This window comes from Cupriavidus sp. GW823-FHT06D04 (assembly GCF_058795055.1).
Genome location: NZ_JBXAHL010000003.1, coordinates 114,236 through 136,234, shown reverse-complemented (window position 1 = coordinate 136,234; position 21,999 = coordinate 114,236). Strand labels below are relative to the sequence as shown.

The following is a 21,999-nucleotide window of genomic DNA, read 5'->3' as shown; positions in this document are numbered from 1 at the left end:
CGTGCAAGGAATCGGAGGGCCGTGCGCGCCGCGTTGATTCGGTTTGACGTCTGTCCCCGTGGCCTGGGCGGTCCGGGTAATTCCAACAAATACCGGGACCGGGGCGCGACCTGCGTGCCGGCAAGCCGTGCCGTCGACCCCGGCAGCACGCTGCCCGGATGCCTTCGCGCCCGCATGACTCGTCGCCATCTCCGGCGCGGGCCCGTGCGATCGCTCGGCAGCACATGCAGGAGACACCTATATGAGCTTGTTCCGAACCAAAGACATTGACGCCATGCTGGTGGACAGACGCGTTTGCAGCCTGAAGAAGGTGCTGGGTCCGGTGGACCTCGTGCTGATGGGCATCGGCGCCATCATCGGCACCGGCATCTTCGTGCTGACCGGCACCGGCGCTTTGACCGCCGGCCCGGCGCTGACCGTGTCTTTCGTCATCGCGGCCATGGCCTGCGGCTTCGCCGCGCTGTGCTATGCCGAGTTCGCCTCCGCCATCCCGGTGTCGGGATCGATCTATACCTATAGCTACGCGACTCTGGGCGAGATCATTGCCTGGATGATCGGCTGGGACCTTCTGCTCGAATACGGCCTGGCTACCTCGGCGGTGTCGGTGGGCTGGTCGGGATACTTCCAGTCGCTGGCGGCGGGTTTCGGTCTGCATTTGCCGGCGGCGCTGACGGCGGCTCCGGGGGCTGTGCCGGGCGTGCACACCTTGTTCAACCTGCCGGCCTTCCTAATCATGCTGATCACCACTTGGGTGGTGTCGTGCGGCGTGCGCGAGTCGGTCCGTCTCAACAACCTGATGGTGGCAATCAAGATTTCGGTGGTGGTGCTGTTCATCGCGGTCGGCGTCTGGCATGTCAAGCCGGCCAACTGGCAGCCATTCGCGCCGTTCGGGGTATCCGGCATCTTCAATGCGGCGGCGCTGGTGTTCTTCGCCTTTATCGGCTTCGATGCGGTGACCTCAGCCGCCGAGGAAGTGCGCAATCCGCACCGCGACCTGCCGGTCGGCATCATCGGCTCGCTGACGGTCTGCACAGTGCTATACGTGATAGTCGCGGCCATCATGACTGGCGTCGTTCCCTTCGCCAAGTTCGCCGGCATCGACCATCCCGTGTCGCTGGTGTTGCAGTACGCGGGACAGAACTGGGTGGCTGGCTTTGTCGACCTGGGCGCCATTCTCGGCATGACCACGGTGATCCTGGTAATGACCTTTGGCCAGACTCGCGTCATCTTTGCCATGTCTCGCGACGGCCTGCTGCCCGCCAAGCTGTCGTCGGTCCACCCGGTGCACGCCACCCCATTCTTTGCCACCTGGACCGTCGGCATCGTGTTCGCGATGATCGCCGCATTCGTGCCGCTCAATGTGCTGGCCGAGTTGATCAATATCGGCACGCTCTCCGCCTTCACGCTGATCTCGATCGCGGTGCTGGTGCTGCGCCGGACCCGTCCCGAGCTGCCGAGAGCTTTCCGCTGTCCCGGCGTGCCGGTGGTTCCGCTGCTATCGGTGGGCTTCTGCCTGTTCCTGATGGCGCACCTTCAAGCGCTGACCTGGATCGCTTTCCTCATTTGGCTGGGGATCGGCCTGTCGATCTACTTCCTGTACGCGCGCCGCAACGCGGTGCTGCACGGTGGCACCAGGTAGCACGCGGTGCTGGCCGTAAGAGTCCCGAGACACGGTAAGCGGATGTGGAAGCCGACCTTGGAGTAAGCGAAAACCCCAGCCCCGCCCGCACCGAGAAACTGGGTAAGATGCCAACCCGGCGCCGGCGCGACAAGATCGCCCGCAGCCGAACGGGATTGGGGCTCCCCGCCCCATCAACGCCGCACCGCACTGTAACCCAGGCGGTGTGTCAAGGAAGGCAGAGCTACAGCTTTGCATTCCCCACGTCATGGAGAAGAAGTTGAACGACCGTACCCACGCGGCGGCCGCTGTCCGCCTTTTCGGCACCTGCGAAGGCCTGTCCCACGAGCGCGTGACGCTCGCGACTGATCCGGAATCCGGCCTGCAGGCCATCATCGCCATCTACAACACCAGACTGGGCCCCGCCTTCGGCGGCTGCCGGTACTGGGCCTATCCCGCCGAAGTCGACGCGCTGTCCGATGCGCTGCGCCTGTCACAGGGCATGGCCTACAAGAACGCCCTCGCCGGGCTGCCGTTCGGTGGCGGCAAGGCGGTGATCCTGCGTTCCCCGGCGCAGACCGACCGCCAGCAACTCTTCCGCGCCTTCGGCCGCATGGTCGAGTCGCTGCAAGGCAGCTATATTACGGCCGAGGACGTCGGCACGACGGTGGACGACATGCGTGCCGTCCAGGCCGAGACCCGCTACGTCAGCGGCATGCCGCGCGACGGCGGCTTCGGCGGCAATCCCTCGCCGTGGACGGCATACGGCGTGTTCGTCGGCATCGAGGCGGCGGCGCTGTATCGCCTGGACCGCAAGTCGCTCGCCGGCTTGTCCGTGGCCGTCCAGGGACTGGGTTCGTTGGGCTGGGAGCTTTGCCGCCGTCTCCATGAAGCGGGCGCCACCCTGACCGTGGCCGATATCGACGCCGGCCGCACGACGCAGGCGCAACAGCAGTTTGGCGCCCGCGTCGTATCGCCGGAAGCCATCACAGCCGTCGACGCCGATGTATTCGCGCCTTGCGCGCTGGGTGCCGTCATCACCCCGGCCGTGGCCGAAAGCTGCCGCTTCCGGGTCGTCGCCGGCGGGGCAAACAATCAACTCGCTTCGCTCGCCGAAGGCGACACCCTGCACCAGCGCGGGATCTTCTATGCCCCCGACTTCCTCATCAATGCCGGCGGCATCGTGAGTTGCGCCCGGGAATACCTCGGCGGTGTCGACGAATCGGCCCTGCGCGACGAAGTGGCAGGCATCCGCGAACGGGTGCTCAGGCTGGCGCAACGCGTGGAGTCGACCGGCCAGGCGCCGGCGCGCGCGGCGGTGACATGGGCGCACGAGGTGTTGTCGCGTGGCATCGGGCCGAACTGAGCGTCACGTCGACCAGGAGGAAGCCGATGAACGAATTCCCGAAGCCCCACAGTTCGACCAGCGCCAGCGACAAGCTCGTCATCCTTGATACCACCCTGCGCGATGGCGAACAGTCGCCTGGCGCGGCAATGACCGTCAGGCAGAAGATCGCGGTCGCGGAATATCTCGATGCCCTGAACGTCGATGTCATCGAAGCTGGCTTTGCAGCCAGCTCGGATGGGGACCATGACGCCATCCGGGAGATTTCCGGGCAAGTGAAGGGCAGCGTGATTTGCTCGCTCGCCCGTGCCAATGAGCGCGATATCGAGCGAGCCGCCAATGCGTTGAGGAGCGCGAGAAGATCCCGCATCCACACCTTTATCGCCACGTCGGCGTTGCACATGGAGAAGAAGCTGCGCATGACCCCGGAGGAGGTGTATCTGCGGGCGTGCACTGCCGTCCGCTTCGCGCGCCAGTTTACGGACGACGTGGAATTCAGCCCCGAGGATGGGAGTCGATCGGACCCCGATTTCCTCTGTCGCGTGATCGAAGGGGTCATCAAGGAAGGGGCGACCACGATCAACGTCCCCGATACCGTTGGCTATGCCATGCCCGTCGAATTTGCCGAGGGACTGCGGAAGCTTCGCGAGCGCATTCCCAACTCCGACAAGGCCATATGGTCGGTGCATTGCCACAATGACCTCGGCCTGGCGGTTGCCAATTCGCTGGCGGCCGTCAAGTACGGTGGCGCCCGGCAGATCGAGTGCACCATCAACGGGCTTGGCGAACGCGCAGGCAACGCGTCCCTGGAAGAGGTCGTCATGGCGGTAAAGACCAGGCGTGACCTGTTCGGACTTGACGTTGGCGTGAACACCACGCATCTGGTCGCTGCCTCCAGGGCCGTTGCCGAGGCCACGGGGTTCATCGTTCCGGCGAACAAGGCGGTGGTCGGTGCCAATGCCTTCGCACATGCGTCAGGCATCCACCAGGATGGCATCCTGAAAGCCCGTGAGACCTATGAAATCATGCGGCCGGAAGATGTTGGATGGGACAAGGGCGCGCTCGTGCTCGGCAAGCTTTCCGGCCGGAATGCTTTCAAGCACAGGGTTCAGGAACTCGGGCTGCATTTTCCCGACGACGAAGGGCTGTCCGCTGCCTTCGCCCGCTTCAAGGGACTGGCGGATACGAAGGCCGCGATTACCGATGACGATCTGAGGCACATTGCCCTCGGCGTGGCGGAATCCAGTACGGTCGGCGCTTCATAAGCGCTCCCGGCCACGCCGCCGGGAGCTACCGCAGGCGGCGCTCAAGACAGCGCCGTCTGCTTCCCGAACGTCGGGACAAGCCGACGCCAAAGCTCCGGTAGCCGCGCGAGGCGCGCAGCATGATTGACCACCAGCAGCGCCGTCGCCACCGTCTTGCCCGGATTGGTGATGGCATGGGCGACGTCCGCGCCATAGCGGGCGGTCTACCCATGTTTCAGCCTCTCTTCTTCCCCGCCTGAGCGCACCGTCATTGACCCTGACTGGACCGACAGGTGCTCGGGTTACCCCAGGGGGTCCCATGCCCGCTTCCGACATCGCCCTCCACGACCCGCTATCGGCATGCCGCGCCCGGGTGATCGGGCAGGCCAATGAAGGGAGGCGCTTCTAACAATCGGATGACCGGTTACGGGGCGGAGCCGACGCGTGAACGTCCGAATGACGACGCATGTGAATGGCGGCTTGTGGCCTTGAACGGACCGATGCCCGCCGCTAGAAGCTTGTCACGTCCGGGCCAAAGGCGACCGGCCTTCGGCCGACCTGGATGCTGAGGTCCATATAAACGCTGCTAGACTTCGGACGAAGCCCCTCGCTCAGAATTCAACCGTCCGGTATAGTGACATGACTGAATTCCCTCTAACGTTTATCAGCCAGATCGAATGGGAAAGCTGGTTGGCGCAAAACGGCGGCACTTCGACCGGAGCATGGCTGCGCCTGGCGAAGAAAGGAGCCGAACAGCCAACCGTAACGTACGAACAGGCGTTAGAAGGCGCTCTATGTTATGGCTGGATTGATGGTAAAAAACAGGCCGAGAGCGAGAAATACTGGTTGCAACGCTTCACGCCACGCTCGGCAAAAAGCATCTGGTCAAAGCTAAACAAAGACAGGGCTGAAGCGCTGATCGCCGCAGGGAGGATGCGCCCGCCTGGCATGACGCAGATCGAGAGAGCTAAGAAGGACGGCCGCTGGGAGGCAGCTTACGCGTCAGCAAGTAAGTCGATAGTGCCGGACGACTTACAGGTAGCGTTGGACGCAAATCCGAGAGCCAAGAAGTTCTTTGCAACATTGGATAGCCGCAACCGCTATGCCATCCTGTTTCGCGTACAGAATGCCAAAAAGCCAGAAACCCGGGCGCGCAAAATCGAAGAGTTCGTCAACATGCTGTATCGCGGTGAGGCCTTCTATCCCTAGAGCCTTTCACTTCTGGCGGAATTTTCGCCACATGGGCATGTCACCTCTACTGACCGTTTTGGCCGATGGCCGCCGCGTGCAGCGCGTACGGGTAAGCGACAGAGACTGGCCGAGCCCGGAAGCTTGAAGCCGGGTGCCGGCCATGCTGGCGATCCCACGGCCAGCTTCCGTATTCGACCCGTCACGGTCATTCGCGGACCCATCTGCGAACGACCGAAGTTCGATGCAGATCATCCCAACTGATTACGCTGGACCGGCCTTCTCGCGCATCGGCCTCGCGGGCGCAAGCGGCAAACCATCGATGGTCACCTGCAGGCCGTCCTGCCAGCCGGGAACCGGTGAGCGCAGCGTAAGGACCGAACCCGCGCCGCGGACAATCGCTTCGACGATCGCCAGGCCAAGCCCGCTGCCTTTGGCTGTAGTCGCGCCGCGCTCGAACGGTTTCGTCAGGCGCTCAAGTTCATCGTCCGGCAGCACTGGTCCTTGATTCCTTACACTGAGCGTACCGGTGACCGACAGCACAATCCCCACCGATCTCCCGGGCGCACCGTGCTTGAGCGCATTTTCAACCAGATTGCGCACGACTATGGCGAATGCGTCCGGATCGATCCACGACGGCACGGGCTGGTCGGGCAGGTCGAGCTGGATCGGCTTCGCAGATGCAACGCGCCGAAAATCCTCGACGACAAGCTCCAGTACCGGGCGCAGATCCTGCGGCGCGTCCCCGGGCACGCGTCCATTTTCGGCCTTCGCGAGTTGCATGAGCCTTTCGCTGACCCGCGACAGGGCGTGCAGGGCTCTCTTGACATTCTGCACGCGTTCCCGCATGGCGGCGGAAGGCATTTCGGCCATGAGGCGCTGCGTCTGCGCGAGGGCTGCGGCAATCGGGGTGCGCAACTCGTGTGCGCTATTGGCAGTGAAGCTACGCTCCGCAGCCAGCGCGCGCTCCAGGCGAGCCATCAGGTCATTGACCGCGTCGGCAACGGGAGCGACCTCCGTCGGCAGTTCCTTCTTTTCGAGCGGTGTCAGGTCGTTCTGGCCGCGTGCAGCGATGCTGCCGCAGAAACGCCGGATTGGCCGTAGCCCGGTGCGGACAATCAGCCAGATGCCACACAGGCCCACCGGCAGAAACAGGATGAGGACCCTGGCGACCGCGAGCGCGGCTTCAATCACTGCATGCCGGCGCGTGGCGAGCGGCTCGGCGATGATCAGGGAGATCGTGCCCTGCAAGCCCGGTTCGGCGTAAATCCGGTGCGACGCCGTAGAAGTGAAGCCCGCTTTCAGGTCAGGCGGGAAGATGGCGATATCGGCGTCGTGCGATCGCAGCAGAAGCCTGCCCCTGTCATCGCGAACCGCGTAGGTCAGCAATTCGTCGTGCGGGCGAACGGCTGCGATACGGCGGCTGCCATCGTCATCGCCATCCGCATCGCGCCCGACGATATCCATGATAGCGAGCGGCAACAGGCGCTGCGCCGTTTCTTGCAACGCACTGTCCGACATCCGATCGACTTCGTGGCGCAGCACGTAGAATGAAGCGGCCGCGGCCGCGAGCGACAGCACAGCGAGCCCTCATGGTGTTGCAAGTGGCGATGGCCATCGACAGGAAGCGGTATACGCCCGAAGATCACCGCCAGCCCTTCCACCGGCAGCATCCCGGTGGACGTCACCGTGGCCGCAAACACCACGAACGACCCGGCACCCCGTAAGCATGCGAGATGAACATCACGCCCATCGCCATGAAGATCGAGGTGCCGTCGAGGTTGAACGCATAGCCGGTCGGCAGCACCAGGCCGACGGTCTGCTTGGCGCAGCCCAGGCGCTGGAGCTTGATCAGCAGGCGCGGCAGCGCGCTTTCCGACGACGCTGTGCCCAGCACGATCAGGATCTCGTCCTTGATGTAGCGCAGGAAGCGCCACAGGCTGAAGCCCGCCACCTTCGCGACGATGCCGAGTACCACGGCGATGAACAGCACCACCACCGCATAGAAGCTCACCACGAACTGCGCCAGCGCGACCAGCACGGCGGCGCCGTTGCTGCCCACCGAGTACGCCACCGCGCCGAAGGTGCCGATCGGCGCCAGCTTCATCACCAGGTTGATGAATGAAAAGAGAACTTCCGAGATGGAGGCGAGGCCGTCGTTGATCTTCGCGCGGCGTGCCTCGGGAATGGCGAGGATGCCGATGCCCACCATCACCTCGAGCACCACCACCTGCAGCAGTTCGCCCTTGGCGAAGGCGCCGACGAAGTTGTCGGGCACGATGTGCATCATGAACTCGAGGAAACCCTGCGGTGCGGCGGTCTTGGCCGTGACCGGCGTGGCGGCGTGCCGGCGACGTGCGACATGCCCGTGCCGATCTCCAGCAGGTTGCCGGCGAACATGCCGACCACCAGCGCAATGGTGGAGATCACCTCGAAGTACAGGATTGACCGCCAGCCTACGCGCCCGGCGCTCTTCACGTCGCCCGCCGAGGCGATGCGGTAAGGAACACCAGCGGCGCCACGCCGGCCTTGATCAGCGACAGGAACATGTCACCCAGCAGCTTGAGCTGCGAGGCGAACTTCGGAAACGCGAAGCCGACGGCGATGCCGAGGATCAGTGAGACGAGCACCTGCATGCCGAGCTTGCGGTACCAGGGTAGTCGCGGGGCCACAGGCGGTGCGGGCGGAACAGCGGGAGTCTGGATGGTTTCGTTGTGCATGATGTCTTCCTCCACCGTGGGCCTGTGTCAGGCTACCTTGCGGGACAATTCGAGGGCGCGGTCGACCATTTGCGGCGCGAGACCGAGATAGTTCGCCGGGTCGGTCATGCGCTCGATGGCGGCGCGGTCGAAGTGCTTCGTGACTTCCGGCAGCGCGGCGAGCGCGTCGGCCAGCCTGCCGCCGCTCTCGTTGACGGCGCGGCAGGCGTCGTAGACCACATCGTGGGCCTGCTGACGGCCGATGTACGGGGCCATGCCCATCATCACGGCCTCGGCCACGATCAGGCCGCGCGAGATGCCGAGGTTGTGCTGCATGCGGGCTTCGTCGACGATCAGCCCGCCCAGCGCGAACTTCGCCTGGTGCAGCGCGCCCGAGGTGAGGATGAAGCTCTCCGGAATGGCGATCCATTCGGCGTGCCAGGGACCGGTGGCACGCTCGAAGTCCTGCACCATCGCGTCGACCATCAGGCCCGCGTGCTGGCGCACCGCCTTCGAGGCTGCGAGCATCAGTTCGCTCGAGATCGGGTTGCGCTTCTGCGGCATGGTGCTGCTCGCGCCGCGGCCCTTGACGAAGGGCTCGTAGACTTCGGCGAATTCCGTCGAGGCCATGATCATGATGTCGAGCGCGATCTTGCCCAGCGAGCCGGTGACCAGCGCCAGCAGGTTGACCGCCTCGGCGAAGCCATCGCGCGCCACGTGCCAGGTGGTGGCGGGCACCCCCAGGCCCAGCTCGACAGCCAGCGCCTCTTGCACCGCGAAGCCCTTGTTGTCGCCTTGTCCGCCCAGCGACGCCAGCGTGCCGGCCGCGCCGGCGAACTCCACCACCGCCACGCGCGGGCGCAGTTCGGCGATACGCTGCTGGTGGCGGTCGAACATGGCCAGCCAGATGGCGGTCTTGTAGCCGAACGTCACCGGCAGCGCCTGCTGCAGGTGGGTGCGGCAGGCCATCGGCGTGTTGCGGTGCCTGGCCGAGAGATCGGCGAGAATGGCGCGCAGCTCGCGGATGTCGGCGTCGATGCTGTCGAGCGCGTCGCGCACCTGGAGTGCCACGGCGGTGTCCATGATGTCCTGCGTGGTGGCGCCCCAGTGCACGTAGCGTCCGGCCTCCCCGCACATTGCCACGAGCTGGTGCACGAGCGGCAGGATCGGGTAGCCGACGATGTCGGTTTCCTCGCGCATGTGGTCGAAGTCGATGCGCTCGATGCGCTCGATGCGCGATTCGCGGGCAATGGCCTCGGCCGCCTCCGCCGGGATCACGCCTGCCCGGGCCTCGGCCTTTGGCCAGCGCGACCTCGACGTCGATATAGCGCTGCACCAGCGCACCGTCGGAGAAGATCTGGCGCATCTTCTTCGTGCCAAAGGCATCGCGGAAGAGGGCGGAGTCGACAACGGTGCTGGCGGCGGGAATCGCAGGAATGGAGTGTCTCGAGCGTGCGCCTGAACGATGGTCGCGATGGCCGCGCCGATATGCCGATAGCCTGGACAGATGTCTATATCGATCCTGCCTACACGGACATTGGCGACATGGTGCGCGCGTCGCCGGACACACTTGTCAGCACGCTGATCGAGTCGCGCTACGGGCGGCAGATCGCCGAGATCGAGCAGGACGTAAGCGCGTCGACCCTCGCCGACGAAACCGTGGCGAAGGCGCTGAGGCTCGAACCGGGTGCGTCGGTATTGAAAATCGTCCGGCGCTATCTGGACGCCGACGGGCAGACCTTCGAGGTTACGGCGACGGTGCATCCGGCGGACAGCTTTTCAGTGTTGATGCGATTGAAGCGTTCCACTTCGTAGGCGAATGCTGCTTTGGGCGGGGAGCGGCCTTTGCATCTTCGGTTTGGGTGGCGCTTCCCCACTGCAGATTCAACCGGTCGATGCAACAGCTTGATGGAATCGTTCAGCCGGTGTAGCGAAGTTTAGTGTCTTGCGCTAGCGATTCTTCAGTTCAGCCAGGAGCGTCTGCGCGGTGCGCACATCGGTGAGGTCACTTCCTTCCCTAATGCTGTCGCAGGCGGGCTGTAGCACGGCGCATGCATGCTGAATGTCGCCCGCTGCTGCCAACTGACGGGCAAGGCTGATCGCCGCCCGAAGCCCGGGAAGACCCGCGCCCTGTCTTTGTGCAACGGCGATTGCCTCGTGAAGGGTCGCTAGTGCTTCGTTTCGTTGCATGGGGTGCCGAGTCGCAAGCAATTCGCCTTTCAGGCGCAGCATTTCCGATAGCTGGAAGCGTCCGCCGTGACGATTGACAGCGGCGAGCGCCCGATCGATCTCGACGAGCCCTGCCTCTGGTTTGCCCGCGCAGCCAAGCGCCTCGCCAAGCAGCGCATTGAAGTATGGCAGCCCCATTTCCGCACCGGTTGCGCTGATTGCTGAAATTCCCTCCCGCATCCTTTCTATGCCTTCGTCGAGATCGCCCATTTGCGCCAGCGACCAACCCAGCTGAAACTTACCTTGCGACAGCAGCAAGGGCAGCATGTACTCATCGCAAACTGCAATTTCCCGTGCAGCCCACTGCTTCGCCAGTTCAGGCTCGCCCCGCAAGATATGCGCGAAGCTGCATGCCCAATAGGTCAAAGCGGTCGTCAGTGGATGACGGAGTTCTTGCGCGAGCCCCAGCGCCTCGTCGCAGATCGCCAGTGATTTGTCCGGGTATCCACGCAGGCACTGAACCAGCGCGGTGAAGCACCGGCAGCACACACCAGGATCATGTCCAGAGTATTTGAATGTCAGCGGGTGGTCTCGCTCTCGCTCGTAAAGGACCATTCCGCTTCTGCTATGAAACTCTGAAGCAGCATATTCCCCCATGAAAAAGCTGTTCGTCCAGAAAAGATGATGCGTCTCGATTTGCATCCCGGGATCATGCGAGCCCGCGGTCAGAGCTGTGCACCGGTTACCAAGTTCGCGGGCGATTTCTGACTCACCACGGATCATCCGATACTGTCCTTCTCCCCGCAGTACGGTGAACAGTTCGCTCTCGTCTCCAAGCTCCTCGCAGAGCGCCCTTGCTCGCGTATACGCGTCAAGGACTTCTTTTGCCGCCCAACCCTTCGCTGCCATCATGGTCACGCCAAGGACCTTTTGATACTCGAGCTCTTGCCTGAGCAGCGCAGGAGAACGAGGCAACATCCGGATGATCTCGAGCCCTCTGTTCAGGTGATCAACGGCCTGCTGATACGCGAACCGCTGCAGCGCCTTGCCCGCGGATTGGTACAGATAGTGAACAGCCTTGTCCCAAAGTTCGCCAGCAAGCGCGTGATGCGCGAGGAGTTCGACATGCTCGTCAAGACGTTGCGTGTAAAGTTGCTCGATGACGCCCACAAGCTGCACGTGAATAGGGCGTCTTCGCTCCTTGAGTACGCTTGCATATGCGACTCGATGCGTGAGCGCATGCTTGAAGGTATATTGCTGATGCGGCAACAAGCGGGTCTGATAGAGGAATTCAGCCGCTTGCAGATCGGCGAGCAGATCGAGTAGCCGCTCGCGATCGAGATTGGCTATCGGCTCAAGAAGATCGACGGGAAATTCATGGCCGATCACGGCCGCCATCTGCAGAAGGGCCTTCTGCTGCGCGGACAGGCGATCGATCCGCGAAGCGAGAACTGCATGCACGGTTGATGGAATATCGAACGTGTCTATCGTTCGCGCCATCTGGTATGCGCCTTTTTGGCCAACCAGTGCGCCCGAATCTGCGAGCGCACGAACGGATTCTTCCAGGAAAAACGGTGTGCATCCCGTGCGCTCGATCAGGTGACGCCTAAGGGCGGAAAGCTCGCTGCCGTCGCCGAGCAGCGACTGCAGCAGCTGCTTCGCGCCTTCGGTGCCGAGACTGTCCACGTGCAGCTGGGCAAAATAGCTCTTGCCAGACCATGTGTGCCGATACTCGGGTCGATGGGTCACGAGAAGCATCACGCGTGACGCACCGATGAAGTCGACGAGATGATCGAGCACGGCCTGCGTGCCGTCATCGATCCAGTGCAGATCCTCGACAACGAGGATCGATGGGCGGTGCTCACTCGCTCGGATCATGAGAGAGGCAATCGCTTCGAGTGTGCGCTTGCGCCTTTGCGGCGGAGTCGCCATGTCCCACTGCGGATCATCCGGCGGTAGGTCCAGCATTGCAGCCAGCGCAGGACACGTCCAGGCGAGCGCCGGGTCGACCGCGTCGACGCCGCGACGAAGCTTCTCGGCGGCCCCATCCAGTGTGTCATGCGTCCCGATGCCGAACCACGTCCGGAGCAGATTGGCCAGGGGAAGATAGATCGCGCTCGTGTCGCGCGATGTCGCGCCCGTTTCGAATTTTGTCCACCCGGCCGCCTGTTCCGAGTTGACAAACTCATGCACGAGGCGAGACTTTCCCACGCCCGGTTCCCCGACGACGGCGCATACCTGGCCAGCGCTGTGTCCGGCACGCGCAAGCATCCCCTGCAAACTGGCCATCTCTGTGTCGCGGCCGACAAAATGCGTGAGGCCGCGTACGGTACGAGCGTTCCAGCGAAGACGCAACTCGGACTTTGTCCCCAGCGTGAAGATCTCGAGGGGGGGCGTCGCACCAGGAAGCGATCTCGCGCGAAGATCCGAAAGTTCGATGAACCCTTCGGCACATCTCGCCGTGTCCGCGCTCACGCCGATCTCTCCGGCCGCGAGCGCGACATCGATCTGATTCGCGATCTGCGGTACGGAGCCGAGCGCGTCATAGTGCTGCGACCCCTCGTCGCCAATCGTCCGGACGACAGCCTCGCCGGAATGTACGCCAATTCGCACATCCAGGGATCGCTCAATGAGTGCCGAAATGCGTGCGCGCATCGCGAGCGCTGCATAACAGGCTTCCACCGCATGCTCTTCGTGTGCGACGGGCGCTCCAAATAGTGCTGTGACACCATCGCTTCTGAGTTGGGTGACGAGGCCGCCGAATCGCTGAACGGAGTCGACCATTGCCTTCAATACAGCGTCGACGCGCTCAAGTGCCGTCTCCTGATCGATGACGCTGATGGGTTCGCGCACGCGGGCGCAGAGCACACTCAGGTGCTTGCGCTCCGCCGGGAATGCCGTTGCGCTATCCGCTGCGTAGCCAGCGCGCGACGCAATCCCGGACTGCTTAGCCGGTTCCCCGACAGCCACGGCCGGACCTGCAGGCTCTCTAGCTCCGCCTGAATCCTGCTGGATTTGAGCAGCCAGACGTTGAGTGCTCTCGGCCGGGGCAATGCCGAGTTCGGTATTGAGCACTCGGACGCATTCCTGGTACTGGCGGACAGCAGCGTTCCGGCGTCCCGTCCTCGCATACAGCCTCATAAGCAGCGCATGGGCCCATTCGAGTGACGGGTCCAAGGCCAATACTCTGCTTGCCGTCGCAATTGCACGATCAAATTCGCCAGATTGTTCGTAATGGCCGACGAGTTCGGTGAACACTTCCACGGCGCGTTCATGAAACCAGCGACGCTCGATGATCATCCACTGCTCGAACGGTTCTTCACGAAGGCTGAAACCATCGAGTAGGGCGCCCCGATAGAGTGCAACAGCTTTCGACAGGGAGTCAGGAGATCGTTCAGTCGCGAGGCTCGTGAATTGCAGCGCGTCGACTTCCACGAACTGTCCGTCAAGCCATATGGCATCCGGCTCCGCGTTCAAGATTGGGGGCGCGTTCGGCAGGACCCGGCGCAAGCTCGACAGAGTCTGCCGCAAACTGGCCCTTGCCTGCTCTTCCGCACTGCGCTCCCAAAGCACGCTTGCCAGTTGCTCTCGCGACCGCAGCATCCCCGGCGACAGGGCAAGGTAGGCCAGGATGGCCTTGCTTTTCCTGGTGGGAAAAGCGAGCGATCCATGCTGTCCGGCAAGCCGGACTTGCAAGCCTCCGAGGACTTCTATCTTGAGCCGGGCCATGTCGTGCGTGAGGTGAAGCGTCGCTCTCAAAAAGTCTAGTCCGCCCGGCGCGACTTTCACGCATCAATGAAGACTGCCCTCCCACCGGTCTTTTGCAGGTCACTTCTTCAGGTTCACCTCGTCCTGAAATGGGTCGGGGTAGGCATAGGCTTGGTTGCCGACTCGAATCCGGCCTCATGTGCAGGCTACCCGGCAAGATGCGGCCGCTTTCATGAGAATTTTTTTTACGGCGTTTTTACGCGACCCCGCCCGCAGTTCACGGATTGATGACGTCAGGCAACGATAGTTGGAATCGTGATGTTGCCGTACTCCAAACGTGGCTTACCCGTTCGAAAGGATGGGAAATCCGGGCGGCACCAACACGTATGCCAGGCGGCAGATCACGTACCCAGTGCCTCAAACCGCCGCCCGGCGTTCGAACCGTGCAAGGTGGAAGGATAGTCGTCGCTCGCGGCGGCCACGGGACGTGTGACGTATTGAAGGAGCGTTTCAATGGAAATCATGACTGATGGGCATAGGGTGACTACTACCAACCGCTACGCCAAGTGCATCGCTGCATCCAAGCGCGTCCGCTGGGACATCGACCGCGACGTAATTCGCGGCCGAAGCTTCGATTTCACGAAGAAGTTTTTGCCAGACGCTCTATCAAAGGTCGATTCTCTCGCCTTTCTCGGTCACGACGAGCAGCGTCTGCTCAGCCAGATTCAGGGCCGTACGTACGCGAACATGTTCGGTCTCGTCGAACGCTTCATCGCGGCGAAGGTACTGGAGATGAGCGGCCCATACCGACTCGGCGATCAGAGCGCGCTTGAAGCACTTGTCCGGTTCAGTGATGAGGAAATCAAGCATCAGGAGCTATTTCGCCGCATCGAGCGCATGTGCGCCGAAGGCATGCCAGCTGGTTATTCGTTCTTGCCGGACGCAAATAGTGTGGCCTCGTTCGTCCTCGCAAAGTCCACCTGGGCAGTGCTCGCTCTAACCTGTCACATCGAACTCTTCGTGCTCGCGCACTATCGAGGCAGCATCGACGGCGACATGAATTCCTCTGAACTATGGAAAGACGTCTTTCTCTATCACTGGCGCGAGGAATCACAGCACGCGATTCTCGATGAAATCGAATGGCAACGCGAAGATGCGAGGCTTTCGCCTGAAGAACGTGACGCAGCTGTCAACGATCTGATCGAATTGGTCGCCGCCGTGGACGGCATTCTGCAAACTCAGGCTAATGCGGACGCAGACTACTTTGCGATGATCTGCCCACGATCGCTGTCGATGGCTGACAAAGATTCCGTGCGCATCGGCCTGCTTGCCGCTTACAGGTGGCAATACATCATTTCCGGAGTGCAGGAGCCCCGCTTCAGTCAGGCTCTCGGTAGCATGATCACCGGGAGCCAGCTATTCAGAATCGAAACTGCGATGGCACCGATCATGAGCTAGCGTGCGCGATATTAGCGGCTGCGAACTACACGTTCGCAGCCGCTAAGCATCGTGAGCTTCGCGACGAAAAGGCGGAGCCAGAATCGCTGGAAACAGCGTTAGCAGCACCGTGCCCCCGGTCAAGGCTTCCTGCTGGAAACGCGCCATGTCGGGAAAAGCTGCCACGCCCACGCTTGCCGGCAATGGCCCGTTCGATTCAGAAAGGCACCTTCGTGGGGTGGTATAGACTCAACTCACGCTTCCGCCGTACCCTGGCGGACGATTTCGACGCGAGGTGCATCATGATCCGATTCCTGGCTGCCGCAATACTCTGCGGATTAACGCTAAGCATGTTCGGTTGCGCCGGCCCGCAGATGGGTGCCGACAATACGCATCGTTTCAACAGCGATCCCTACAACTACGAGTTCAGTCGAAACCTGTAGCGCGTTTCCGGCGCGGCGTCCCAGCCGCCAGCCGGCCGCGACACTTGCCAGGACGGTTGGCGCCCGCTGGGGGAGGGCGATTTCATGCGAGGCCGGGTTCAGCCCGGCCAGCCTACTGCGTTCCTACCACCTTCCCGCTGCGCCTCTCCATCGGCTTGCCGAATCCGCCAGCGCTCCCCGCGGACTTCCAGGCCTGTCCCCCCCGCACCCTGCGCGTGAACCTGCCCTCCTGACCCGCCCCGGTTCCGCATTCCGGACACCTTTCCAATTGGCGGGACGATTGGGTTAGCGCTTTCCCAGCGCGAACCCATACCCTTGCTGCGCCGGTGCAAGACCGTGCAAGAACCATATCGTCAAACAGGACGGAACAGCGAGGAGAAACGCATGAAAAGAATGGGAGCGCTCTTGGTAGTGGCGGTGGCAGCGGTGCCGGGCATAGCGGCGGCACAATCGGGGGTGACCATTTTTGGCGTAGCCGATCTCTACACCGAGTATGTCAAGTCCGGGGCAAATCATGTCGCGCGGGTCGAGGACGGCGGGCTGTATCAATCGCGCTGGGGCTTGCGGGGCAAGGAGGAACTGGCGCCGGGACTGTCCACGGTATTTACACTGGAGACCGGCCTTGCACTGGACAGCGGCACCGCCCAGCAGGGAGGACGCCTGTTTGGCCGCCAGGCCTGGGTCGGCCTGAGCAGCAAGGACTGGGGTGCGCTGACGCTTGGCCGGCAGAACACGCCGATCTACTACATCGAAGGGCAGGCGTCGGCCTTCGGCTTCTCGCCGTATGGCCCGCTCGGTCGCCTGCAGAACGGCGGCCCCGCAGGCAGCAGCCTGACCGCGCGCGCAGACAATTCCATCAGGTACGAAAGTCCCGAACTTGCCGGGCTGCAGGGCAGCGTAATCTATTCATTCGGCGCCGAGCGGACCAGCGCGCCACGCGACGCCGACCGGCTGGCGGCCGGCGGGCTAACTTATGCTCGCGGTCCGCTGTGGCTGGGCCTTGCCTACGAACGCACCTACAGCATCGGCGCGGTAACGGATGCCGACCGCGACGAGCGCGCGATCGGCGCCACCTACGAATTCCCTTGGGTGAAGTTGTTCGCCAACGTACGCCAGGCCACGCGATGGGTGCCAGGGCAGGCGACTCTTAAGGACCGCGGTTTCCACGTCGGCACGACCATTCCCGTGGGAGGCGCTGGACTGGTACTGCTGGCATACGGCATGCAGCAATCGGTCGGCACGCCGAACCGCGGCCAGCAGGCTTCGATCGGCTACCAGTACTCGATGTCCAAGCGCACAACGCTCTATGCCAACGCCAGCAAGATCTGGAACACGAACAAGGCCAACTACACATTCTCGAACATCCCCAATGAGGTCACGGCAAGCAGCGTGTCCGACCCGCGCGGGGTCATGATGGGCATGCGCCATCTCTTCTGATGTGCGCACGGACGTGCGCACCGGCCGGTCGCCGTTGCCGGCCAGGTGCCGGCGCGCCGCGATCCCGTCAAGCATAGGAGAATCCATGAAGCGCTTTACTCTCGCCGTGGCCTTCGGGCTGCATCTGTTCTGCGCGCCGATCGCATCTGCGGCAGGCGTAACCCAGCTGCAGACCCTGGGCGCGGACGCCGCGGTCCGGCTTACTGATGCCGCCAAACGGTTTGCCGAGGACCGAAAACTTGCCGTCAGCATCGTCGTGGTCGACGTCTCCGGCCACTTTCTCAGCGGCGTGAGAATGGATGGCGCCCCGTTTGCGACCTTTGACGTCGCGCGCGGCAAAGCCATCGCCTCGGCGGCAACGGGAGGCGCCTCCGGCGCCGAGCTCGTGAAGCGCTATCAGGCCAATCCCATCGTCTTCGGCCAGATGAGTTCGCTGGTCTATGGCGGGCCGGTCTTTCCGTCGCAAGGTTCCCTGGGCATCTACGTCGGTGGCCGGCTGGTCGGGGCCGTCGGCGTCAGCGGGGGGCCATCGGACGTGGACGAGGAGATCGGGCGCCGCGGCGTGGCCGCGATCGGTGCGACTGAGGCACCCTGAGTGGTGCATGCGCCTGGGCGCATCGTTCATGCTTGCGTCATGGTCGCGCCTGCCGGCGTATGACACCGGCAGGCGCGCTGTGGGGGCACGCCAGGGCGTCAGGGCTCACTACGGCTCTGGATGTCCGACAGGAAGCGCTCGATCCGCGTGGCGAGGTCCACCGGCGTCTCGTCCATCGGATAGTGTCCTGCGTTGCGGATAACGTCGATGGCCAGATCGAGGAATGCTTTGCCGTACGTCTGCTCCATGATGTCAGCAGTCAGCGACGGGTCGTGCTCACCGACCAGCAGCAGCGTGGGAACGCTGGTGCCGGCAACTTCAGCAGAGAAGTCGGTGTCGGCCCATGCCCGGAAGTAGGCGGCAAACGCGTCGGCATCGGCATGCTGCGTCGAGGCCCGGACCATCTTTTCCACCCAATGCCGGCTCAGGCGTTTGCCCGTCGAATTGTCGAGGACCGCGATTCTTGCCGCGAGCTCGCCGGCGGCACGTTCGAACAGAGCGCGTGCTGGCTTGTCGAACGGCACAGGCGTAGGCGGTACTGGTGTGACGCCGACCATGGCCGTGACGCGTGCAGGGGCCAGCATGGCGACGGCCTGCATGGCCTTGCCTCCCATGGAGTGCCCGATCAGCGAGAAGCGCTGCCATCCCAGTTCGTCACCAAGCGCCAGCACGTCGGCGGCGATCTCCCGCATGTCGAATCTGCCCTGGATCCCTCGCCGGGAACCATAGCCTCGATAGTCGATGAAGGCGTAGGTGAAGCGGTCGCCGTCGAGCACGTCCACAAAGGGCCCCCATCCGCGTGCATGGCCGAACCAGCCGTGCAAGGCGATGACATGGTTCGGGCCGTTGCCGATGGTGACCACGGCGCCGTCTTGGTTGTAATGCATTGCGTTTCCTCCGGTCGTCGATGTGGCGCTCCATATTGCATGAGGAGCTGCGGCGCGAGCGGAGTGCCTGTCAAGTTCTTGGACAATCCGGTAAGCAGGCGCCGTGCGGCGTCTGCGATCGTCGGCCAGCGTACCGTAATACCGCAGAACGGAGGACGTTTTGGTAAACGGCTCCCCAAATGGGGAAGCGCCTTGTGTCCGAATCAGTAGAGTATGAGCCCGGGCTGACCCTGTCGCCCACGCATCGCGATTCACAAGGAGACAAGAGTCAATGCAAAGCCGGAAGCCTCCGTCATTCCTGACCGCCCCTCGGCGCGTGGCCACGCTTGCCGCCATCACTGCGGCCATCACCGCCACACTCGCCGTGGCTGTCGCAGGCCTGCGGCCCGTCGCCGCCAACGCAGCGGCAGCGGACACGAATATACAGGCCAGCTGGAAGCCTTCGAAGCCTATCGTCTTCATCGTGCCGTTTCCGCCGGCAGGCATCAACGACGTGCTGGCCAGGGCCTTGGCGCAGCGCCTGTCGAACGCGCTGGGACAACCAGTCGTGGTGGAGAACCGGCCGGGCGCCAGCGGCAATATTGGCGCGGAGGCGCTCGTGCGCGCGGCGCCGGACGGTCACACGATCGGCATCCTGAACAGCATCCACGCGGTCAACGCTGCCTTCTACCGCAAGCTGCCCTACGATGTGACGCGCGACCTGGTACCTGTGGCGCCGCTGGGCGAGTCACCGCTGGTGCTGGTTACGAACCCGCACACGCCATACAAGTCCGTCCCCGAACTGATCGCCTATGCCAAGGCGAATCCCGGCAAGATCAACTATGGCGGCCCGACCAGCTATCCGCTCGAAATGATCAAGACGATGGCCGGTGTCGACATCACCAATATTCCTTACAAGGGCAGCGGCCCGACGATCAACGACATGATCGCCGGCCACATCGACCTGGCGACGGGACCGCTGCTGGAGTACATGCCTCATGTGAACTCCGGCAAGCTGAAGCTACTGGCCGTCGGCACCGCGAGCCGGCTCAAGGCTCTGCCCAACGTGCCCACTGTGGCCGAGAGTATTCCCGGCTACGACACTACCGTCTGGTATGGCGTGTTTGCCCCCAAGGGCACGCCGGCGCCCGTGGTCGAGCGGCTGCGCGGCGAGATCCACGCCATCATGAGCGATGCCGGGATCCGCGCCAAGCTGACCGGCCTGAGTGTTGACACCGCCTTCAGCCAGACCGGCGTGACCGGCCTGAGCACCCGTCTGACCAGCGAAACGCAGCGCGCGCGCCAGATCGTCGCCAAGACCGGTGGCTACCTGAACTAGGTCGGGCAATGCCTTGTTGTGAGAATTCCGACGTGAAACATCCCATGGAGCGCCGCCGGCTGTCTGCCTGCATGCTCGCGTTGTGCGCGCTGGCCGTGCCTTCGCTGGCGCAACCGGCACCGGAGGCAGGCGAATCACGGCCCGCGCGGCTGATGGTGGAGCAGGTCTGCGCGGCATGCCACGGCAACACTGGCCAGAGCACGCAGAAGGAATATCCCAGCCTGGCGGGCCAGAACGCAGACTACCTGTTCAAGCAACTGCGGCAGTTCAAGGCCGGTGCCGGCGAGCCAGCACTGCGCCAGGACGCCAGGATGGCCGCCGTGGTGCAGAGCATGAGCGAGACGGAGATGCGCGAGGTGGCGCGCTACTTTAGTCGCCAGCCACCCGCGCGCGGACAGGCCGCCTTGCCGCACCTGGTCGAGGCGGGCAAGGCCATCTACTGGAAGGGCAATCCGTCCAATCGGCTGCCGGCCTGTATTTCATGCCATCGGCCGAAAGGGGAAGGCATCGCGCCCGACTTTCCGCGCATTGCCGGCCAGCAGCCGGAATACGTGGTCAGGCAACTCCACGCGTGGAGATCCGGCACGCGTGGCGGTCCCGGCAAGTTGATGAGCCTTCTGGTGCCGTTGATGACAGACGAGGAGATCGTCGCAGTTGCGCAGTATGTGGCGCAACTGCACTGAACTGATGTGCTGCATTTCGCCGTCCAGCGGGGTGGTGCCGCGGACGGCCCAATCGAAAGGAACCAAAACGATGATGATCGACAGGAGACATTGGCTGAAGGCTGCCGGCGCCCTCGGCCTGGGAGCCGCGTCGCTGAAGGCGGCGGCGCAGGTGACGGCGGGGCGGAACACGCCGCTTGCTGCATCGGACGCCGCTTCGCTCCCCATAGTCAAACCGGGCAAGATCCACCGGATCGAGTCCGCCACCGAGACCGTGCGCGTCGGCATTCTCGACCCCAAGGCGGCGCCGGTCGCCAGCATCGAGTCGGGCGACCTAGTGATGTATCCCAATACCTGGGTCAACTGGGCCAACGGCGCCTCGTACGGCATGAGCTACGAGGATCGCGAACCCGTGCGCAAGCGATTTCCGCAAGGGCCGTACTCGAACGTCGGGCCAGTGGAACTGCGCGGGTCGATGCCCGGCGACGTGGTGGAGTGCCGCATGGTCAAGCTGCGCCCGATCGGCTGGGGATGGAACTCGGCACCAAAAGGGGTCGGTGCACTGCCGAACGACTTTGCGAAGCCGTACCTGCGCTATTTCAAGTTTGACGAGAGCCGGCAGTACACCGAGTTCGCGCCGGGTATCCGCATCAAGCTGGCGCCATTCCAGGGCGTGATGGCGGTGCAGCCCGCCGGCGACGAACCGGTCAGTGGCATCCTCAGCGGTCCGTATGGCGGCAATCTCGTGTTGCGCGAGCTGGTTGAGGGTACGTCACTGTTCCTACCGGTGCAGCGGCCGGGCGCGATGATCTGGACCGGCGACTCGCATGCCGCCCAAGGCGACGGCGTGGTCAATCAGACCGCCATCGAAACCGCGATGGAGGACATGCAGATCCAGTATTTCCTGCACAAGCAGCGGCCCTTGGCCCTGCCGATGGCGGAGACGCCCAGCCACTGGATCATTCTCGGCTTCGGCAAGAATCTCGACGAGGCGCTGGTCGCCTGCCTGCGGCAGATGCTCAACTGGGTGAGCGCGGCGACCGGCATGGATCCGCATGACGTGTACTCGCTCGCTAGTATCACCTCGGACTTCCGCATCACGCAGTACTCCAACCAGACGGCTAGCAACTACACGTCGATTCCGGCCAAGACCGTGCACGGCATGCTGCCCAAGGCGGTATTCGACGCGGTCATCCAGGACAAGCTGTCGCGCTCGCTGCGCGGCTGACCGGCAGCGGATGCCGGGCGG

Annotated in this window: 13 protein-coding genes and 4 pseudogenes; 11 read left to right on the top strand and 6 right to left on the bottom strand. The window is 63.4% G+C overall.

The window, feature by feature from the left end:
- Positions 1 to 241 precede the first annotated feature (241 nt).
- The 3 genes and pseudogenes from bcaP to AC1Q7H_RS06675 form a co-directional block, all read left to right on the top strand.
- Positions 242 to 1,639, top strand: coding sequence for a branched-chain amino acid transporter BcaP (gene bcaP / locus AC1Q7H_RS06685; protein ID WP_211979639.1), 1,398 nt, complete (start codon positions 242 to 244; stop codon positions 1,637 to 1,639).
- A gap of 247 nt (positions 1,640 to 1,886) precedes the next feature.
- On the top strand, positions 1,887 to 2,984 hold the full coding sequence (locus AC1Q7H_RS06680) for a Leu/Phe/Val dehydrogenase (RefSeq protein WP_492381064.1): 1,098 nt from the start codon (positions 1,887 to 1,889) through the stop codon (positions 2,982 to 2,984).
- Positions 2,985 to 3,010: 26 nt separating this feature from the next.
- Positions 3,011 to 4,213: pseudogene (locus tag AC1Q7H_RS06675) on the top strand (2-isopropylmalate synthase); the annotation flags it as partial.
- Positions 4,214 to 4,347: 134 nt separating this feature from the next.
- Here AC1Q7H_RS06675 and AC1Q7H_RS06670 read toward each other — a convergent pair.
- A pseudogene (locus AC1Q7H_RS06670) lies at positions 4,348 to 4,506 on the bottom strand (cupin domain-containing protein); the annotation flags it as partial.
- A 340-nt stretch (positions 4,507 to 4,846) separates the two neighbouring features.
- On the opposite strand from AC1Q7H_RS06670, the gene AC1Q7H_RS06665 reads away from it, so the two are divergent.
- Positions 4,847 to 5,416 carry a YdeI/OmpD-associated family protein gene (locus tag AC1Q7H_RS06665; RefSeq protein WP_211979640.1) on the top strand — a complete coding sequence of 190 codons (570 nt, stop codon included), beginning with the start codon at positions 4,847 to 4,849 and terminating at the stop codon, positions 5,414 to 5,416.
- 243 nt (positions 5,417 to 5,659) lie between these two features.
- Here AC1Q7H_RS06665 and AC1Q7H_RS06660 read toward each other — a convergent pair whose 3' ends face one another.
- From AC1Q7H_RS06660 to AC1Q7H_RS06650, 3 genes and pseudogenes are all read right to left on the bottom strand, one after another.
- A complete protein-coding gene (locus AC1Q7H_RS06660; RefSeq protein WP_492381063.1) occupies positions 5,660 to 6,976 on the bottom strand; it encodes a sensor histidine kinase in 1,317 nt (438 codons plus the stop codon).
- Positions 6,933 to 8,115, bottom strand: a pseudogene (locus AC1Q7H_RS06655) (cation:dicarboxylate symporter family transporter); the annotation flags it as partial. The gene AC1Q7H_RS06660 and the pseudogene AC1Q7H_RS06655, both read right to left, overlap by 44 nt.
- 27 nt (positions 8,116 to 8,142) lie before the next feature.
- Positions 8,143 to 9,460: pseudogene (locus AC1Q7H_RS06650) on the bottom strand (class-II fumarase/aspartase family protein).
- An 86-nt stretch (positions 9,461 to 9,546) separates the two neighbouring features.
- Here AC1Q7H_RS06650 and AC1Q7H_RS06645 point away from each other — a divergent pair.
- The gene (locus tag AC1Q7H_RS06645; RefSeq protein ID WP_249221165.1) at positions 9,547 to 9,909 is read left to right on the top strand and encodes a UTRA domain-containing protein; all 363 of its coding nucleotides are present in this window, start codon (positions 9,547 to 9,549) and stop codon (positions 9,907 to 9,909) included.
- Between the two features lie 135 nt (positions 9,910 to 10,044).
- Here the strand turns inward: AC1Q7H_RS06645 and AC1Q7H_RS06640 are convergent, their stop codons facing one another.
- Positions 10,045 to 14,052, bottom strand: a complete 4,008-nt coding sequence (locus AC1Q7H_RS06640) for an ATP-binding protein (protein ID WP_492379725.1) — start codon at positions 14,050 to 14,052, stop codon at positions 10,045 to 10,047.
- A gap of 432 nt (positions 14,053 to 14,484) precedes the next feature.
- Between AC1Q7H_RS06640 and AC1Q7H_RS06635 the strand changes: the two genes are divergently transcribed.
- The 3 genes from AC1Q7H_RS06635 (at position 14,485) to AC1Q7H_RS06625 (ending at position 17,883) form a co-directional block, all read left to right on the top strand.
- Positions 14,485 to 15,429, top strand: coding sequence for a hypothetical protein (locus tag AC1Q7H_RS06635; protein WP_211979642.1), 945 nt, complete (start codon positions 14,485 to 14,487; stop codon positions 15,427 to 15,429).
- 806 nt (positions 15,430 to 16,235) lie between these two features.
- Positions 16,236 to 17,288: a porin gene (locus AC1Q7H_RS06630; RefSeq protein WP_042883042.1), complete on the top strand. Its 1,053-nt coding sequence runs from the start codon at positions 16,236 to 16,238 to the stop codon at positions 17,286 to 17,288.
- A gap of 85 nt (positions 17,289 to 17,373) precedes the next feature.
- Complete coding sequence (locus AC1Q7H_RS06625; protein WP_211979643.1) at positions 17,374 to 17,883, top strand: GlcG/HbpS family heme-binding protein; 510 nt, start codon at positions 17,374 to 17,376, stop codon at positions 17,881 to 17,883.
- Between the two features lie 98 nt (positions 17,884 to 17,981).
- Here AC1Q7H_RS06625 and AC1Q7H_RS06620 read toward each other — a convergent pair whose 3' ends face one another.
- Complete coding sequence (locus tag AC1Q7H_RS06620; protein WP_211979644.1) at positions 17,982 to 18,770, bottom strand: alpha/beta fold hydrolase; 789 nt, start codon at positions 18,768 to 18,770, stop codon at positions 17,982 to 17,984.
- 271 nt (positions 18,771 to 19,041) lie between these two features.
- Here AC1Q7H_RS06620 and AC1Q7H_RS06615 point away from each other — a divergent pair, with 271 nt between their 5' ends.
- The 3 genes from AC1Q7H_RS06615 (at position 19,042) to AC1Q7H_RS06605 (ending at position 21,978) form a co-directional block, all read left to right on the top strand.
- A complete protein-coding gene (locus tag AC1Q7H_RS06615; RefSeq protein ID WP_211979645.1) occupies positions 19,042 to 20,088 on the top strand; it encodes a Bug family tripartite tricarboxylate transporter substrate binding protein in 1,047 nt (348 codons plus the stop codon).
- Positions 20,089 to 20,120: 32 nt separating this feature from the next.
- Positions 20,121 to 20,771, top strand: a complete 651-nt coding sequence (locus AC1Q7H_RS06610; protein WP_249221167.1) for a c-type cytochrome — start codon at positions 20,121 to 20,123, stop codon at positions 20,769 to 20,771.
- 70 nt (positions 20,772 to 20,841) lie between these two features.
- Positions 20,842 to 21,978: an acetamidase/formamidase family protein gene (locus AC1Q7H_RS06605; RefSeq protein WP_013952120.1), complete on the top strand. Its 1,137-nt coding sequence runs from the start codon at positions 20,842 to 20,844 to the stop codon at positions 21,976 to 21,978.
- Positions 21,979 to 21,999: the final 21 nt, after the last annotated feature.

What these genes read in the sequence shown, in the direction of transcription:
- AC1Q7H_RS06620 (WP_211979644.1), bottom strand. Translation starts at nt 18,770, where the DNA reads ATGCATTACAACCAAGACGGCGCCGTGGTCACCATCGGCAACGGCCCG.
- AC1Q7H_RS06630 (WP_042883042.1), top strand. Translation starts at nt 16,236, where the DNA reads ATGAAAAGAATGGGAGCGCTCTTGGTAGTGGCGGTGGCAGCGGTGCCG.
- AC1Q7H_RS06665 (WP_211979640.1), top strand. Translation starts at nt 4,847, where the DNA reads ATGACTGAATTCCCTCTAACGTTTATCAGCCAGATCGAATGGGAAAGC.
- AC1Q7H_RS06605 (WP_013952120.1), top strand. Translation starts at nt 20,842, where the DNA reads ATGATGATCGACAGGAGACATTGGCTGAAGGCTGCCGGCGCCCTCGGC.
- AC1Q7H_RS06625 (WP_211979643.1), top strand. Translation starts at nt 17,374, where the DNA reads ATGAAGCGCTTTACTCTCGCCGTGGCCTTCGGGCTGCATCTGTTCTGC.
- bcaP (WP_211979639.1), top strand. Translation starts at nt 242, where the DNA reads ATGAGCTTGTTCCGAACCAAAGACATTGACGCCATGCTGGTGGACAGA.
- AC1Q7H_RS06615 (WP_211979645.1), top strand. Translation starts at nt 19,042, where the DNA reads ATGCAAAGCCGGAAGCCTCCGTCATTCCTGACCGCCCCTCGGCGCGTG.
- AC1Q7H_RS06635 (WP_211979642.1), top strand. Translation starts at nt 14,485, where the DNA reads ATGGAAATCATGACTGATGGGCATAGGGTGACTACTACCAACCGCTAC.
- AC1Q7H_RS06680 (WP_492381064.1), top strand. Translation starts at nt 1,887, where the DNA reads ATGGAGAAGAAGTTGAACGACCGTACCCACGCGGCGGCCGCTGTCCGC.